At 25.2% G+C, this 17150-nt stretch carries 16 protein-coding genes; 5 read left to right on the forward strand and 11 right to left on the reverse strand.

Annotated features, from left to right (window positions below):
• Window position 1 precedes the first annotated feature (1 nt).
• The 6 genes from AACK92_RS03600 to AACK92_RS03625 all read right to left on the reverse strand — a co-directional run bounded on the left by AACK92_RS03600 (window position 2) and on the right by AACK92_RS03625 (window position 5888).
• On the reverse strand, window positions 2–142 hold the full coding sequence (locus AACK92_RS03600; RefSeq protein ID WP_339020269.1) for a lipoprotein: 141 nt from the start codon (window positions 140–142) through the stop codon (window positions 2–4).
• 211 nt (window positions 143–353) lie between these two features.
• Complete coding sequence (locus tag AACK92_RS03605; RefSeq protein ID WP_339020271.1) at window positions 354–2834, reverse strand: fructose-specific PTS transporter subunit EIIC; 2481 nt, start codon at window positions 2832–2834, stop codon at window positions 354–356.
• Between the two features lie 94 nt (window positions 2835–2928).
• Entirely contained in the window at window positions 2929–3867 is a 939-nt protein-coding gene (locus AACK92_RS03610; protein ID WP_339020272.1) for a type I phosphomannose isomerase catalytic subunit, read from the reverse strand.
• Window positions 3868–4096: 229 nt separating this feature from the next.
• Window positions 4097–4774, reverse strand: a complete 678-nt coding sequence (locus AACK92_RS03615) for a hypothetical protein (RefSeq protein WP_339020273.1) — start codon at window positions 4772–4774, stop codon at window positions 4097–4099.
• A 52-nt stretch (window positions 4775–4826) separates the two neighbouring features.
• A complete protein-coding gene (locus tag AACK92_RS03620) occupies window positions 4827–5267 on the reverse strand; it encodes a hypothetical protein (RefSeq protein ID WP_339020274.1) in 441 nt (146 codons plus the stop codon).
• Between the two features lie 24 nt (window positions 5268–5291).
• Complete coding sequence (locus tag AACK92_RS03625; protein WP_339020275.1) at window positions 5292–5888, reverse strand: lipoprotein; 597 nt, start codon at window positions 5886–5888, stop codon at window positions 5292–5294.
• 235 nt (window positions 5889–6123) lie between these two features.
• Between AACK92_RS03625 and AACK92_RS03630 the strand changes: the two genes are divergently transcribed.
• The 3 genes from AACK92_RS03630 to AACK92_RS03640 all read left to right on the forward strand — a co-directional run bounded on the left by AACK92_RS03630 (window position 6124) and on the right by AACK92_RS03640 (window position 7610).
• Window positions 6124–6384, forward strand: coding sequence for a hypothetical protein (locus AACK92_RS03630; RefSeq protein ID WP_339020276.1), 261 nt, complete (start codon window positions 6124–6126; stop codon window positions 6382–6384).
• Complete coding sequence (locus tag AACK92_RS03635) at window positions 6351–7034, forward strand: DDE-type integrase/transposase/recombinase (RefSeq protein WP_339020277.1); 684 nt, start codon at window positions 6351–6353, stop codon at window positions 7032–7034. The genes AACK92_RS03630 and AACK92_RS03635 overlap by 34 nt, the downstream gene beginning before the upstream one ends.
• A 282-nt stretch (window positions 7035–7316) precedes the next feature.
• Window positions 7317–7610 (forward strand): hypothetical protein, encoded by a 294-nt coding sequence (locus AACK92_RS03640; protein ID WP_339020278.1) that lies wholly within the window; start codon window positions 7317–7319, stop codon window positions 7608–7610.
• A 245-nt stretch (window positions 7611–7855) separates the two neighbouring features.
• Here AACK92_RS03640 and AACK92_RS03645 read toward each other — a convergent pair whose 3' ends face one another.
• The 5 genes from AACK92_RS03645 to udk form a co-directional block, all read right to left on the reverse strand.
• Entirely contained in the window at window positions 7856–8764 is a 909-nt protein-coding gene (locus AACK92_RS03645) for an ABC transporter permease (RefSeq protein ID WP_339020279.1), read from the reverse strand.
• Window positions 8764–9468, reverse strand: coding sequence for an ABC transporter ATP-binding protein (locus AACK92_RS03650; protein ID WP_339020280.1), 705 nt, complete (start codon window positions 9466–9468; stop codon window positions 8764–8766). Before AACK92_RS03650 ends, AACK92_RS03645 begins: the two co-directional genes overlap by 1 nt.
• A gap of 269 nt (window positions 9469–9737) precedes the next feature.
• Window positions 9738–12353 (reverse strand): DNA topoisomerase IV subunit A, encoded by a 2616-nt coding sequence (parC, locus tag AACK92_RS03655; protein WP_339020282.1) that lies wholly within the window; start codon window positions 12351–12353, stop codon window positions 9738–9740.
• A gap of 209 nt (window positions 12354–12562) precedes the next feature.
• Window positions 12563–14497, reverse strand: coding sequence for a DNA topoisomerase IV subunit B (gene parE / locus AACK92_RS03660; RefSeq protein WP_339020284.1), 1935 nt, complete (start codon window positions 14495–14497; stop codon window positions 12563–12565).
• 201 nt (window positions 14498–14698) lie between these two features.
• Window positions 14699–15322, reverse strand: coding sequence for a uridine kinase (gene udk, locus AACK92_RS03665; protein ID WP_339020285.1), 624 nt, complete (start codon window positions 15320–15322; stop codon window positions 14699–14701).
• Between the two features lie 102 nt (window positions 15323–15424).
• Between udk and AACK92_RS03670 the strand changes: the two genes are divergently transcribed.
• Window positions 15425–16027: an FMN-dependent NADH-azoreductase gene (locus tag AACK92_RS03670; RefSeq protein WP_339020286.1), complete on the forward strand. Its 603-nt coding sequence runs from the start codon at window positions 15425–15427 to the stop codon at window positions 16025–16027.
• Between the two features lie 72 nt (window positions 16028–16099).
• Complete coding sequence (locus tag AACK92_RS03675; RefSeq protein WP_339020287.1) at window positions 16100–17062, forward strand: GMP reductase; 963 nt, start codon at window positions 16100–16102, stop codon at window positions 17060–17062.
• Window positions 17063–17150: the final 88 nt, after the last annotated feature.

The raw sequence follows: 17150 nt of genomic DNA on the forward strand, positions 1-17150 counted from the left end.
GTTAAAAATCTCGAACAACCTGAATTAATTCATCTTTTGGTTTAGAAACTTCCTTATCCTCTTTTTTACCACATGCAACCACACTAACAGTAGATGAAGCAACAACCACCACTGTTGCAAATACATTTAACAATTTTTTCATATTTTTTCCTCCTTTTTAAAGTACCTTTATAAAACAAATAAATAATTCAAATTGATATCAATAATTATATAAAAAAAAAAAAAAAAGCAATTAAACCCGGAAAAATAAATTCTAAACTCTTAAAAAGAAAGTGTAGGATTTATTTTTCCGTGTTTATTTTTTTGACTTTTATTTTTATTTAATTATTAAGCTTAAATAAAAAGTATTCTTATTATTTTGCTTTTTTACTATATTCACTTGTAAATTTTTCTCTTAACTTAATTTGATAATTTAAAATTGATTGTTCATAATCTTGTTTAATTTGATCAACTGTTTTTGAATAATTTTGCAAATAATTTTTTTTATCATATTTATCAAGATTTTCTAATTCTTTTGTTTTTAAAAGTGAATTATTTTTTAAAGTATTAGCTTTTAACTCTTTTTCAGTTTTAATAAAATTTCTAGTTTGTTCTTTATTTTGACTAACATATAATTTTTCTGATTCTCTTATTTGACTAAATACTTCTTTAGCTTTAATAATTTTATCTTTAGCTTCTTTTGATATTTCTGCTTTTTGATTTTTTAAGTTATCAATTTTAGCTAAAATATTGTTTTTTTCTTCTTCACTTTTTGCTAATTTAATTGAACCTTTTAAAGTTCTAATTTGATCATTTATCTCTGCTTTTAAAGAATTTTTATCATTAATAATTTTTTCAATATTATTAGCATGAGTTTCTTTTAATGAACCTATTGTACCTTTACTTGAAATTAACATTAATCCATAAAGTGAAGTTGTGGTAACAACTCCTGCTGCTACTGCTAAAAAGAATACAGCTGTTTGTCATCCATAAGGAACTGCTCCTAATATAGCAACAATTGGTCCACCATGTCCTGCTAAATCTTGAATTTTAAATGCTCCTGCAATGGCACCAGCTACAACTCCCCCAACTATATTTGCTATTATAGCTCTTTTTGGATCACGAATTGCAAATGGAATAGCTCCCTCTGATATACCAATAGTTCCCATAATCATTGCAGCAAATCCTAAACCTCTCTCTTCTTTACTAAAAAAGCGTTTAAACAGAATTGTACTTAATCCCATACCTAATGGTGCAACAGGAATAGCTGCTGCCATTGTTCCCATAGGATAATAAATGCCTGAATCAATTAACATTGTACAAGTTACAAAAGCAATTTTATTAATTGGTCCACCCATATCAAATGATGCCATTGCTCCAATTAAGATTCCTAAAGCAATACCTAATCCAATACCAAAGTTAGGATTTTCATATCCACCTTTAATAACATTACTTAATTTTTGCATTACATATCCAATTGGTCCTCCAATTACATATATAAATAATACAGAAATTCCTATTCCTGCTGTTAAAGGAATAAAGAAAATTGGCATTGCTGCTTTTAATGATTTATGTACTTTTCAAGTATTTACTCATTTAACATAATAGCCAACTAATAAACCTGCTAAAATAGCTCCTACAAACCCTGTTGGAGTTTGAATTTCTGGCATTCCAGGTAATGGCATAAAGTAACTTGTATTATTTCCAATAAAAGCTCCTAACATAGCTGGTGCTATTGCAGCTCGCCCTGCAATAGAGTTAGCAATAAATCCAGCTAAGATAGGAATCATTAAAGTAAATGCAGCTCCACCAATTTTGTCCATTACTGCTAATGGATTTCAAGGATATTGAGGTTTTCCAGTTGGATCTAATGGTCCTGCTGTTCCTGCTTCTGGACCTCAAATTGCTTTTGCAAGTCCAATTGAAAATGCAAGACAAATCCCTCCCATAATAATTACAGGAATCATATAAGAAATACCTGCAAGTATATGTTGTAAAACACCTTGTTTAGTTTTATTGATTCCTCCATCATTTTTAAATTCTACTCCAGATTGAACTGTACCTTTTGTAAGAGCATCTTCTAAAACCTTTAAAGGTTCTTTAATAGCTCTTGCAACATGAGTAGAATAAACTAATTTTCCATTAAATCTATCTAAATTTACTTTTGTATCTGCTGCAATAATTACAACATCTGCATTTTCAATTTCTTTGCTTGTTAATGGTGTACCTATTCCTTTACTTCCTTGAGTTTCAACTCTAATGTTAACTCCAACTTTTGTTAACTCATCAAGAAGCTTGTCTTCTGCCATATAGGTATGAGCAACTCCAACTACACAAGCTGTAATTGCAACAACATTTTTACCTTTATATTTATTAGATAAGGAATTATCATTTGAATATATATTTTTTTTAACTTCAACTTTTAAAGCTTTTGCAAAATCTTTTGAAGTCTCAACAGTTTTTAATTTATTTCTTAACTGTTCACTCATTAGTTTTTTTGCTGTAGCACTTAGAATTTCTAAATGCTCAACTGAAGCATTTTCTGGAATAATTAAAGCAATCATCACTTGTGTTGGTTTGCCATCAAGTGAATCTCATTCAATTCCATTAATAGTTCTAACACAAATTATAAAAGCTTTATCAATACCTTTTACTTTTGCATGAGGTATTGCAAAACCATCTTCAAATCCTGTCGTTCCTTCTTCTTCTCTTTTATAGAAAGATTTTAATAAGGATTGTGAATCTGATACATATTCAAATTCTTTAGCCTTATTACAAATATATTTTAGAACTTCATCTTTTGAATTTAAATCTATATTTAAAAAAATCAGCTCTTCTTTGTAAATATTTTCCATTTTTTTTCTCCCACATAAAATATTTTCTACTAAAAAATAGAAAATATTTATATATAAAAAAATAAAAAAAACATTTTATAAAATAAAAATGTTTTTATAATCAAGCAATTAAAATTTCAGCATCTCCCAATATTTCTAATTGATCTAAGTTATCTATACAAACTGCTGATTCTCCTATTTTGAAATCAATATTATTAATAATACAATTTCCTTCTATTATTGTTATTTGAAATCACTTAATGTTTTTTGAATTAGTTCAAATAGTTTTTTGATTACTATTAGATTTTATTTTTTCAATTGAAAAAAATTCACAATTAAATTTTAAATTATTAGAAATTCTAATAATAATATCTTGTGTGTCTGGAATTGAAACATTAGCAAGGCTTTCTTTTATATGTAATTCTCTTGGATTTCCTTTATCATCTACTCTATCATAATCATAAAGTCTGTAAGTAATGTCACTTGATTTTTGCAATTCATAAACTATTACTCCTGGAGTAATAGCATGAATTTTTCCAGGTTCAACATAAAGAAAGTCTCCTTTTTTAATTTCAACTTCTTTAAGAAGCTTTTTTCAACTTCCTTTTGAAACACACTCTTCAAATTCTTCTACAGTTTTTGCATTATGTCCATAAATTAACTTAGCATTTTCAGGACAATCTAAAATATATCAACTTTCAGGTTTTCCAAGTGAATTATGATGGACTTTTGCATATTCATCATTTGGATGAACTTGAACTGAAAGATAATCATTGGCAGTAATTATTTTTGTCAATAATGGAAACTCTTCATTATTAGTAAGTCCAAATTTTTCTCTATTAGCTTCAAAAAAATCTTTAAAAGATATATTTTGTTTTTTTAAGTATGACATTCCATTTTCAAGTGTAGAAATAAGTCATGCTTCACCTATTTTATTATTTGAAATATCAAATCCAAATTCTTTTAGTCTTTCTCCTCCTCAAATTCTTTCTGAGAAAAATGGAGATAATTTAATTATTTTATTCATTATTTTATTATCCTTTTCATTAGTCATTATAACTTTAATTTTTAAAAATTAAATGAAAATAGTAAAAAATTAAATTATTTATAGTAAATTTGATAAACATTTAAATTGATAATTATTAAATTAAAAAAACTTCCCTCTATAAGGAAAAGTTTATATTACTTTTAAAATTTATTAATTTATATTAAAAAATAACATATTTCTAATTAAACTCCTAACTTTTATATAAAACTAATTTAACGTTAACTTAATAACTCTTCTAAAAAACTCTAAATTTTTGTTTATCTTTTTTTAAATAAATATTCATTTTTACTATCCCAAACAAATCAAATGTCAAATAATTAATATTTGCAAAAAAATCACTACTATTTGATGATTCAATGAAATCTACCTTAAAATAATACGTATATTCAGTACTATTGTCATTTCTAAAACTAATACTAGATACTTTCTTGTCATAATTATTTGCATCTATTGAATATAAGATATTTGAACTTGTAAAAACATTTCTTGTCATATCCAATAAATTCAAAGCTTTCTCCAAATCTATAAAATAAAACTGTTCATAATCATTTAAATAATGATTTATTTGTTTAATATCCATATCATAATTCTGAAATTTTTTTGCTTTTCAAATACTATTTCTTCTATAATCTAAATCAAATTTAGGATTATCTTCTTTTCGTACTTTAGGATCTCAAACTTTTTTATAAACACCAAACAATTTCAATGATAAATCTATAAAACTATCACTAATCTCATCATTTTCACCGTTCATTGAATAAGAAATAGCCAACTTAAAATCAGGCAACTTATGCTGATAAGAACTTCCCCCTGCTACTCCAATTCCAATAACAGGAGCAACAAAATCTGCATAACCCATAGCCACTGCTAAATCATAGTAACTATCAGTTACCTTATACTTTTCAACCTCCACAGAACTTAAAAAATTATTTAAAAACTCATCTTGTGCAGAACTATATTTCTTTCTATTTTTTTTGCAAAGATCTTGAATTAAATACTTGTGATTTCAAAACTTGTTTTATTACCTGTTCATCTGCTAAAAGAATTTTTGATATAGTTTCTGTATCTTGACCTTCTTTTAACTTTATAGCATTTTCTTTATCAAAATTATTCATAATCAAATACTCTTTATTCGCTACTAAAAAATCATTTGATCTATATATACTTCTTTTACTATAACTAATATCTAATGTTGGAAAAGCAACTTTAAAATACTTATCTTTAAGTAACTTCAATAAAGCCTGATGAAAATCTTCACTATCATTATAATACTTTTTCAACTCAGCATTTGAATTTACATAAGCCTCATAATCTTGTTTTTCTCCTTTAATATCACTTCACTTCAAATTCACATACTTTTGTGTTTCTTGTGAAATAAACATATCCTTTGCAATATTTTTATACATTAGATCCCCTACTTTTTTAAATGACTAACTTTCTGTTGAAGTATACTTCAATGCTCCAAATTGTTTAAACTTCTCAACATCATTAAGCCCTTTATAGTTAGTAACAATATTATAATCCACTACCACATTACCTATATAACTTCCCTCAACCACTTCTCCTAAATTAATTTCAAAAATATCATTAAAAAGCAACTCAATATGTTCAAAAACAGAATCCACCTCATCTAAAATAATTTTATATTCATTAACTTTTTTTAACTCATTTAATTTATGTTTTAACAACTTATTTTGAAATAATCTCTCAGCATCACTAGTCAACTGTTTTTTGTGTTCAACTGTTAATTTATTCTCTGATTTTGAGAATTTCTGAATATTTTCTTTATTCAAAAATTTATAATCATTTTTTACATCTTCTACAGTAATCAAATTACTTGCAACCTCTTTTTCATAATGCTCCGATCATATTTTTGCCACATCCTGTTCAAAATTTCGAACAACCTGAGTAATATTTTTTTTAGATTCTTCTGGTTTATTGTCAGATTTTGCAACACACGCAACCACACTAACAGCTGATGAAGCAACAAACCCTACTATTGCCAATAGACTTAATAACTTTTTCATATTTTCCTCCTTTTTAAAGACCCTTAAAAAACAAATAAGTAATTCAAATTGATATTAATGATTGTAAAAAAAAAAAAAAAAGTCAATGCTTAAAACCCGGAAAAATAAATTGAACGTTCCCCCATTTTAGGAGACACTTTTATATAATAATAGAAAGGAAAAATATATAGCTAAAAAAGGACAAAATTTTATAAAATGAACTCAAGAAGAAAAAGAAAAAATTATTGAATTAAGTTTGAATTGCTATTCTCTAAAAGAAATAGCATTAAAATTTAACTCAACTACTGGATCAATTGGAACAATAATTAACAAATATAAAAATGCAAAGATAAGTGAAGCAAAAACTCGCTTTCCTTATAAAATAGATTACAGCATATCTCAAAAGGCAAATGATTTGTTTATAGGAGTTCTATTCGACTATAATAAAGAATTAATTAAGGAGAATCATATTTTAAAAAAGCAATGAGCCTCCAAGGGCAAAACCAAAAAGAAATAATTCAGGAATTATTAATAAATACGAAATATAATCGAACAATAATTTGCAAAATTTTAAATATCAATAGAACATCAACATATAAAGAAAATAAAACTTTAATGAATTTCCTCAATGATACAAGAATTATGAATTTAGTGATTTCAGAAATTGAAAAAAATAATTTTCTTAGTGCTTATAGTGCTAAAAGATGATCTTTATATTTTAAATTGAATTATATTGACCCTTTTAGGATAAATCACAAAAAATTAGAACGTATATTTAAAAAATTTAATCATATTGCATATTATATTAAGAAACAAACTAAACATGAAATTAAAAAATATAAAGAAACTATTAGAAAAAATTATCTTAAAGAAGCAAAAGAAATGGGATTTGAAAACATTTGAACTAGTGACATAAATCAATTTTCAGTTAAAACAAAAAAAGGTTATATTTGCACAGTTCAAGATAATTTAACTGGAGAAATAATAGGAAAATCTAAAAGAATAGATAATCAAAAGACAGATTTTGTGCTTGAAACTGTAAAAATGGCATATAAAAATAAAAAATATTTAGGTCCAATATTATTACATTCAGATAATGGAAATCAATATACTTCTAAAAACTACATAAATTTATGTAATGATTTGCAAATCATTAGAAGTTATTAAAAACAAGGAACACCTCATCATAATGGCAAGCATGAAAGTTTTCATAGTTGTTTAAAAGATGAAACTATAAGAACATGTCATATTGAAAACATTAATCAATGCTTAAAAATAACATGAGCATGATTAGATTTTTATAATAATGATAGAATTAGAATAAATAAAAAATAATAAAAAAAAAAAAAAACGTTCCCTCTATAGGGGGAACCTTCATGATAATAGAAAACAATTTGGATATAGGAAAGTTTCAAAAGAACTATCTCATAAATATTTAACATATATAATTTGAAAAGTAAAAAAGCTTATAAATCAACAATAATCGATAAATTCATAAAAGAAGTTAGAGATGAAACAGATAGAACTGGATTAAGAATTGTAATTGCTACTTTAAAAAGAACAATTAATGTTATTAAAAAAATAAAAGATCTGAGTGGAATAATTATTGACTCAGATCACGAAGTTCAATACACAAGCAAAGTATGAAAAAATGTTTGGGATTCGAACAACTTAATTATATCAATGAAAGCTAAAAAAACATGTGCAGATATAAGGTGGAAAAATAAATTTTACAAATTATAAAGCACTAAAGTATCTAATGTTTTTATTTTAAATTTTTTTTGTATTTCCTAACTATATTTTGATTTATATTAATTTTATAAAGTATGCATAATATTAGCTACAATACAAAGCCATTTTTAAATAGAATTTTTTAGTCTCTTTTACTATTTATTAAATTTAAAAAATCAAATAATTAATTGGATTTAAAATAATTAAAATGTTGCTAAAAAAGTTAATAAATACTTTTTTAAAAGAAAAAAACTTACTTATTTTTTAGCTGATCATTTAAAAGTAAATGATGTAAGTGCAAATATTGCAATAAGTATTAAGATTGCTCCAAGAATTGGCTGTCATGTAGAAGTGAAGTCTTGTCCAATGAAGTTTTCTGAAGTAGTTTCCATAGGATTTGAATAATGCTTATTAAATCCACTATCTCAACCCTTATCACTTCAACCTCTTGTTGCATATAAAAATAAAAATACTCCATATTTATGTGGTATAAAATATGTAAAAATAATCATTCCTTTACTTGTTTCAAATGCTTCTGGTGGAAGCATTATTCCTGATAAGAATATACTAAAGAAATATATCATCATTATCATTCCTTGCATTGAACCAACTGAACTAAATAGTCCTCCAAAAAATGTTGCAAGTGCAATAGAAGTCAAAGTAATTAAAATCATAGATAGTAACATATATCCTCAATTGATTTGACCCAAAAGTTGAGCAAAACTTAACAGATCACTTGACGACACTAATTTATGTATTTGTGAAAAAATTAAATTAAATATCATCATTAAAAAGAAAGCAACAATTCCTGCAATTAAATATACAAATCAAAGTGCTGCTATAAACATTGATTTTCTAATTCCTGTGATATCAATTCTTTTTAGAAAAACAGAGTTTTTTCACTCAACAACAGCAGGTGCAAGTAAAGTTAAACATGTTAAACAAGGTAATAATGTATATCCAAATAAAACTCCATATTTTTCACCTTGAATTTTCGCTCCCATAATAAAGAAAAACATTATATTAAAAAATATTGGTACAAAAATCATAAAAATTATTGATTTAGGTTCTTTTATAAAAGATTTATAAAGTAATAATGACAAGTTTTTAAAAATACTAATTTGTTTTTTAACTTCAAATTTACTATGTTTTTTAACTTTGTTCATTATTTATTTTCTCCTTTAAAAAATTTATTCATTAATTCTCTTACTGATTTATGTTTTTTAATTGTATTTTCAACTGAATCATCATATCATATTTTGCTATCTTTAATAATAATTAGCCTATCACACATTTCTTCAACTTCTTCAGGATGATGTGAAACTAGTAATAAAGTTTGTTTAAACTCTTTTGTATTTTTTTTAAAAAAATCAATAATTTTAAATTGCAATTCCATATCTAATCCTGTTGTTAATTCATCAAGAATTATTATTTTTGGATTATTCATAATTGATATCATAGCATTAAATCTTTGTCTTTGTCCTCCACTCAATTTTTTAAGTGGTCTTTTTATAAATTCATCAATTTCAAAAACTTTTTTAAGTTTTTCTTCTCATTCTTTTGTAAATTTTGGATATACAGACTTATAAAAATCTAGCATATTTTGTGCTGTAATTCCTGTAGGTCAATTGCCTTCTTGTAATTGAATTCCTATTTCTTGCTTAATATTATTTTCTAAGTTTATTTTAATTTCTCCTGAATCAGTTTTACTAAATTGAGCAATCATTTCAACTAATGTTGTTTTGCCACATCCATTAGCTCCCATTAATGCAATCCTTTGTCCTTCTTCTATTTTAAGATCAAAATTTTTAAATATAACTTTTTTCCCAAAACTTTTTGATATATTTTTAATATCAATTAATGTTTGCATTTTTACTTCTCCTTTAATTTATTTAAATATAACATATACATTTAAAAAATAAACACTTTTATATTTTTTAATATACAAAATGCTTTTTTATTAAAAATAAGTCATTCCACTACTGTAATGACTTATTATCTTTTTTAAATAAAATATGCAATAATTTTGAACTTAATTTAATTAATAACAATTTGTTTATTTTTTAAAATGTCTCTAATTATTTTTAAAAACTTATAACTTTATTTTTTGGAATAAAAATACAATAATTAAAAAATTTATTAAACTAAATCATCTATATCTATTTTAAGTTCACTTGTATCTTCATCTTCAATATTTGAAGTTTCTTTTTCCTGTTTTGAATTGTTAACTAATTTTATTTCCACTTTTTTAGTTTCTTTTACTTTTTCAGGCTTTATAGTGTTTTTCTTAGGTTCAACAATTTTTATATTTTCTTCATCAGCACTTCTTGGTGATGGTGGTATATCTCCATTTTTGATAATAAATGATTTTTCTAAAGTACTTGTTATTATTTCTGACATATCTAAATCTTCTGGTACATCTTCTAATTCTGCAAATTTAAAGTTCTTAATATTTAACTGTGTTAAGTTATCTTCTTCATCTAAAATATTTAAAATATCTTTTGATTGAACATTATATAAGAATGTTGCAAATTCATCACGTTTTTTATTTCATGGATATAATCTAACACCACGCTTTGGTCTTGACATAATTGGAACAAGATCTTGTTTAATTTTTTTAACATTACCTTTATTTGTAATTATTAAAATATCTCCAATTGTAAATGCTTTACCTGCAACAATATCTTCATCTTTAACAACTATTGATTTAACACCTTTTGCATTTGGACCTGCAGAAGGAATTTCTGCAATATCATATCTAACAGCAAAACCACTTCTTGTAAGCATTGTTACTGTTTTTGTTTTTGATGTTACTAATGAAGCAGATACAAGTTCATCTTCATTTTGTAATTTAATAATTCTAAATGGTTTAGAAAATAACTTTGTTTCCAAATCTTCAATTGGAGTACGTTTAATCATACCTTTTTTAGTTGCTAATAATATTTCTTGCTTAGCATTTTTAAATTCTTTTACCACAAATGCTGCAAGAATTTTTTCATTTCCTGAAATTGTTGCAACTTTATTTATATGCATTCCTGTTTCTTTTCATTTACTTGGAATAATTTTATAAACAGGAATAGAATAATATGTTCCTGCACTTGATACTAACAAAATAAAATCTAAACTTGAAGCAGGTACTTGTGAAATTCAAATATCATTTGGTTTACGTTTAAAGTCTTCCATTGAGTTTTTTCCAAGTTGAGAATCTTCAATTGCTTTTAAATAACCATCTTGTGAAATTCAAATTGTATAATCTTTTTGCACAATAGTTTTTTTAATTTCTACATCAATATTTTCAATTTCGCTTACAACTTCACTTCTTCTAGAAACTTTAAATTCATTTTTTGTTTTTGTTAATTCTTCAATAATTTTTAAATCAAGAATTTTAATATCTCCTAATATTGATTTAAATTCAGAAATTAATTGCCCAAGTTCTTTTTTCTCTTCTTGTAATTTAACAATATCAGTTGAAGTTAATCTATAAAGTCTTAAATCAACAATAGCAATAGATTGTGTTTCTGTGAACTCATATTTTTGAATTAAATTAGCAATAGCATCACTTCTATTTGATGAATTTCTAATAATTTTTATTACTTCATCTAAAATAGAAATTGCTTTAATTAAACCATCAATTATTTCTAATCTTTTTTCTGCTTTGTCTAAATCATATTGAGTTTTTCTTGTAAAAACTTCCTTATAGTGTTTTATATAAGCATTAATTATTGGAATTATACCTAATTGCTTTGGTTGTTTATCAACAATAACAACATTATTATAGTTATATGAAATTTGTAATGGTGTATTTTTTAATAAAAATTTTCTTGTAACTTCATAATCAGCTTTTGGAGATAATTCAATTACAATTCTTAATCCAGTTCTATCTGTTTCATCTCTAACTTCTCTTGCTTCAATTTGTGTATTTGCATCAACAACATCTCCTATTTTTCTAACAAGATCTTGTTTAACAATCTCATAAGGAATTTCGTCAATAATAATATTGTCTTCTTCTCTGTGCATTTTTGATTGAAGAATAACTCTTCCTTTTCCTGTTTCAAATGCAGATTCAATTCCTTCTTGACCCATTACTATTCCACCAGTTGGAAAATCTGGACCTTTAATAATTTTTAAAATATCTGACAATTTAATTTTTGGATTTTTAATTGTTGCAATAACTGCATCAATTACTTCAATAATATTGTGTGGAGGCATATTTGTTGCATATCCTGCAGCAATACCAGTTGCTCCATTAACTAAAATATTTGGAAAATATCCAGGTAAAACAGTTGGTTCTTTTTCTGAATCATCATAGTTTGGAGCAAATAAAACAGTATTTTTTTGTAGATCAGCTAAGATAGTACTTGATATTTTTGCAAGTCTTGTTTCAGTATAACGCATTGCAGCTGCACTATCTCCATCAATTGATCCATTATTACCATGCATATCGACTAAGGGAATATTTAACTTTCAATGTTGACTCATACGAACAAGAGCATCATAAACAGAAGTATCTCCATGAGGGTGATATTTACCAATTACATCCCCAACCACACGAGCTGATTTTTTATATGCTTTGTCATGAGTTAAATTAATTTCATTCATTGTAAATAAAATACGTCTTTGTACTGGTTTTAAACCATCTCTAACATCAGGTAAAGCTCTTTCTTGGATAATATATTTAGCATATCTTCCAAAACGATCACCCATCAGTTCCTCAAGTGCAAAATTAATAATTCCCTTTTCATCTTTAACTGCCATTATATTTTCCTCCTAATATATTTCAAAATTGATTTCACTAATTTCTGTATTAATGAAATCAATTAGATTTTTCATGGTATTTATATCTTTTAATATCTTTATTTATTTTATTGTGTTTTTAAAACTTACTTAAAATAATTTCTACCTTTTGATTTAAATTTAATTTATTTGTCATATTATTATCACGTCTTTAAAAAGTTTATTATTGATTAAATAAATTCAACTTTTTCTTCAAGTGTGAATTTTACATTTTCTTCAATTCATTCTTTTCTTTTTTCAGAATTATCTCCCATTAAAGTTCTAAATGAATTTTCTGCAGCAAGTGCATCATCAATTGTAACTTGAATTAACTTTCTATGTTCTGGATCCATTGTTGTTTCTCAAAGTTGATCAGCGTTCATTTCTCCTAATCCTTTATATCTTTGAATTTCTACTTTTGATTTGGTCTTTTTCATAAAACTTGTTAATTCATCTTCTGTTCATAAATAAATAAAATCTTTTTTATTTGAACCTGTTGTAACTTTAAATAAAGGTGGCATAGCTATGAAAATATTTTTATTTATTATTAATTCTTTCATATAACGATAAAAGAAAGTCAGCAATAATGTTTGAATATGTGCACCATCAGTATCAGCATCTGTCATTAAAATTATTTTTCCATAATTTGAATCACTTAAATCAAAATCACTTCCAATACCTGCACCAATTGCATTAATAATTGTTGTTATCTCTTCATTTTTTAATAAATCTATTAATTTAGTTTTTTCAGCATTAATAACTTTACCTCTTAAAGGTAAAATAGCTTGAAATTTTCTATCTCTTCCAGATTTTGCACTTCCCCCAGCTGAATCTCCTTCGACTAAAAATAATTCATTTTCTTCTTTATTCTTACCTTGTGCTGGAGTTAATTTACCAAGCATATTTCTTGATTTAAATTTTGATTTTTGATCTCTAACAGCTTGTCTTGCTTTTCTTGCTTCTTCTTTTGCTTTTCTTGCTAAAAGAGCTTTTTCAATAATAGAAATAGCTATTGTTTTATTTTCTTGCAATCAAAAACTAATATTTTGTTCTGTAACTTTTTCACAAGCAGTTCTTGCTTCACTTGTTCCTAATTTACCTTTTGTTTGACCTTCATATTGAATTAAATTCTCAGGAATTTTAACAGTAACAATGGCAATTAAACCTTCTTTAATATCAGATGAATCTAATCTTTTATCTTTTTCTTTTAAGATATTTTCTGTTCTTCCATATTCATTTAAAGCTTTTACTAAACCTATTCTAAAACCTGTTAAATGAGTTCCCCCATCACTTGTTTTAACATTATTTGCAAAACCTAAAACTGTTTCTGAAAAATCTGTTGTATATGTCAAAGCAATCTCAACATCAATATTTTGTTCACTTCCTTTTAAAAGAATTGGAGAACATAAAGATTTTTGTGATCCTTTAAGTTCATTTACAAATTCTGTCAAACCATTTTCATAAATATATTCAACATATTTATCACTTCTATTATCTTTAAGTGTTAACTTAAGTCCTGAGTTTAATAGTGCTGATTCTTTTAATCTTTCACTAATTGTAGAAAAAGAAAATTTAGTTGTAGAAAACATTATTTCATCTGGTAAAAAATTTACAACTGTTCCATTTTGCTTACTTGTTCCAATTTGTTTTAAAGGTTGTACTAATTTACCACCATTTGCAAATTTAATTTTAGATATAAGACCATCTCTGTAAATGGTTACTTTAAATTTACTTGAAAGTGCATTTACAACTGAAGAACCTACACCGTGAAGTCCCCCTGAAGTTTTATAACCATCTCCTCCAAATTTACCCCCAGCATGTAAAACTGAAAATATTATTTCAGGAGTTGATTGTTTTGTACCTTTGTAACTACCAATCGGAACTCCTCTACCATTATCTTTTACAGTTACTGAACCATCTTTTTCAATTAAAACATTAATTTCAGTACAAATACCTGCTAACGCTTCATCAATTGAATTATCTACAATTTCTCAAACTAGATGGTGAAGTCCTCTTGAATCAGTTGATCCAATATACATCCCTGGTCTTTTCCTAACAGCTTCTAAACCTTCTAAAATTTGAATACTATCTTCTGTATAAGATAAATCTTTATTATTTTCATTCATACTTTTACCTCATATTCCATTTAAAATAAATATATCACATTTAAATATTTAATGTCAATTTTATTTAAAAAACCCTTTATTTATGGGATTTTTATTCTTTTTTTTGTGATTTTTATGAAAAAAACATTAAATATAAGAAAAGTTTTATCAAAAAAATGAGTTTGTCAACTCATTTTCTTTATATAATAATGGTTAATGATTTTATTTTTTTAACAAACTACTTATTTTTGAAGCAATCATATCAATTGCAATATTATTGCCTTCATAATAAGGAATAATCAAATCAGCATAATCTATAGATGGTTCTACAAAGAATTTGTGCATAGGTTTTACAGTATTGACATACTGATTAACAACATCATCTAGCTTTCTGCCTCTTTCATTTACATCTCTTAAAAGTCTTCTAATAAATCTTATATCATCATCTGTTCTGATAAATAATTTAATATCTCCTCTTTTTCTGATTTCTTCAATATGTAAAGAAAGAATTCCATCTAAAATGACAACATTTGAAGCATTTATTTTAACAAATTCATTTTTTTGTGAGTGAGTTTTAAAATCATAAACTGGCACTTGAATAGATTTAAATTGCTTTAAATCATCTAAATGTTTACAAAGTAATTCTATATCTAATGAATTGGGATGATCAAAATTTAAGGTTTGTTTTTCTTCAAAAGATAAATCACTAAAATCTTTATAATAACTATCCATTGATAAATGCACTACATCTTTGTTCATAAAAATTTCATTTGCTATTGTTTGTGCTACAGTTGTTTTGCCCCCAGCACTTCCCCCAGCAATGATAATTATTGTAACTTTTTCCATTTTATACCTCTTTTATTCATTTTATATTTAAATTATTAAAATTAAAAAATTATTTTTAATAATTTAAATATAAAATTAAACTGATGACAAGGAGGAAAAAATATGTCAAAAAAAGTGTTAGTAATTACAGGAACTGTTAGTCCTGTTGAAAAATCATTTTCATTAGCTTTAACAAACAGATTTATTAAAGAATATAAAACTTTAAATCCAAATGATGAAATAATTAATTTAGACTTAAATAAAGAAGAAATGGCTCACAAAACTCTATCAAGAGAAAACTTTGGAGTATATTTTAATGAAAACGATGCTTTAAAATATATTAATCAATTAAAAGAAGTAGATAAAATAGTTATTTCAAGTCCAATGAATAATTTTAATGTTTCAGGGTTAATTAAAAATTATTTAGATCATATTTTATTAGCAGATCAAACTTTCTCATATAAATATGTTAAAAAAGGAGATGCTAAAGGATTATTAGAACACTTAACTGTTCAAATTTTAACTACACAAGGAGCACCTTTTGGATGATATCTATGAGGAAATCACACAGAATTTTTAAAAGGAACATGAGAATTTGTTGGAGCAACAGTAAAAGAACCTATTTTGTTTGCAGGAACAAAAATTGCTCCAATTTCAACAACAAATCATGATGAAGCAATAGATACAATAGCAGATCAAATAATTAAGGCAGCTAAAAACTTTTAAATAAATAACCTAAAAAAATTATTTATTTATATTTTATTGCTATAATTTTTTAGGACATAAGGAGAAATATAAATGTACGCTTTTGACTATGAAGATATACAACTTATACCAAGTATGTGTGTAGTAAATTCAAGAAGTGAATGTAACACAGAAGTAAAACTTGGAAAATATACATTTAAAATGCCAGTTATGCCAGCAAACATGGCTTCAGTTATTAATGAAGAATTATGTGAAAAGCTTGCAAAAGAAGGACATTTTTATGTAATGCATAGGTTTAATGTTGACTCATTTTTATTTACAAAAAAAATGAAGGAAAAAAAATTAATTTCATCAATTAGTGTTGGAGTTAAAAAAGAAGATTATATACTTATTGAAAAACTTGCAAAAGAAAATATAATTCCAGATTATATAACAATTGATATTGCTCATGGACACTCATTAAGTGTTAAAAATATGATTGAACATATTAGAAAACATTTAGAAAATAAGACTTTTATAATTGCAGGAAATGTTGGAACACCTCATGCAGTAAGAGATTTAGAATTTTGAGGTGCTGATGCAACTAAAGTTGGAGTTGGACCTGGTAAAGTATGTATTACTAAACTAAAAACTGGTTTTGGAACTGGTGGATGACAACTTGGTGCAATTAAATGATGTAGTAAAGCTGCTAACAAACCAATTATTGCTGATGGTGGTTTAAGAGTTAATGGTGATATTGCAAAATCAATAAGATTTGGAGCAACTATTTGTATGGTTGGTAGTTTATTTGCAGCTCATGAAGAATCACCAGGAAAAAATGTTACTGTTGATGGAGAATTATTTAAAGAATATTATGGAAGTGCAAGTGAATATAATAAAGGTGAAAAAATATATGTTGAAGGAAAAAAAGAATTAATTAAAGTAAGAGGAAAATTAATGGAAACCTACAAAGAAATGCAAGAAGATTTACAATCATCTATTTCATATTCAGGGGGAAAAACATTAAATGATATTAAAAAAGTCGACTATGTTATATTAAAAACAAGTAATTTTTAAAATACTATTTATTATCGTATTTTTTTATATAAAGAAAAATATATTTATTTTTTAAAACATATCTAACTATCTTTTTTATCAATATTAA

The organism is Spiroplasma endosymbiont of Atherix ibis (assembly GCF_964020005.1).
Lineage (GTDB): Bacteria > Bacillota_I > Bacilli_A > Mycoplasmatales > Mycoplasmataceae > Spiroplasma_A.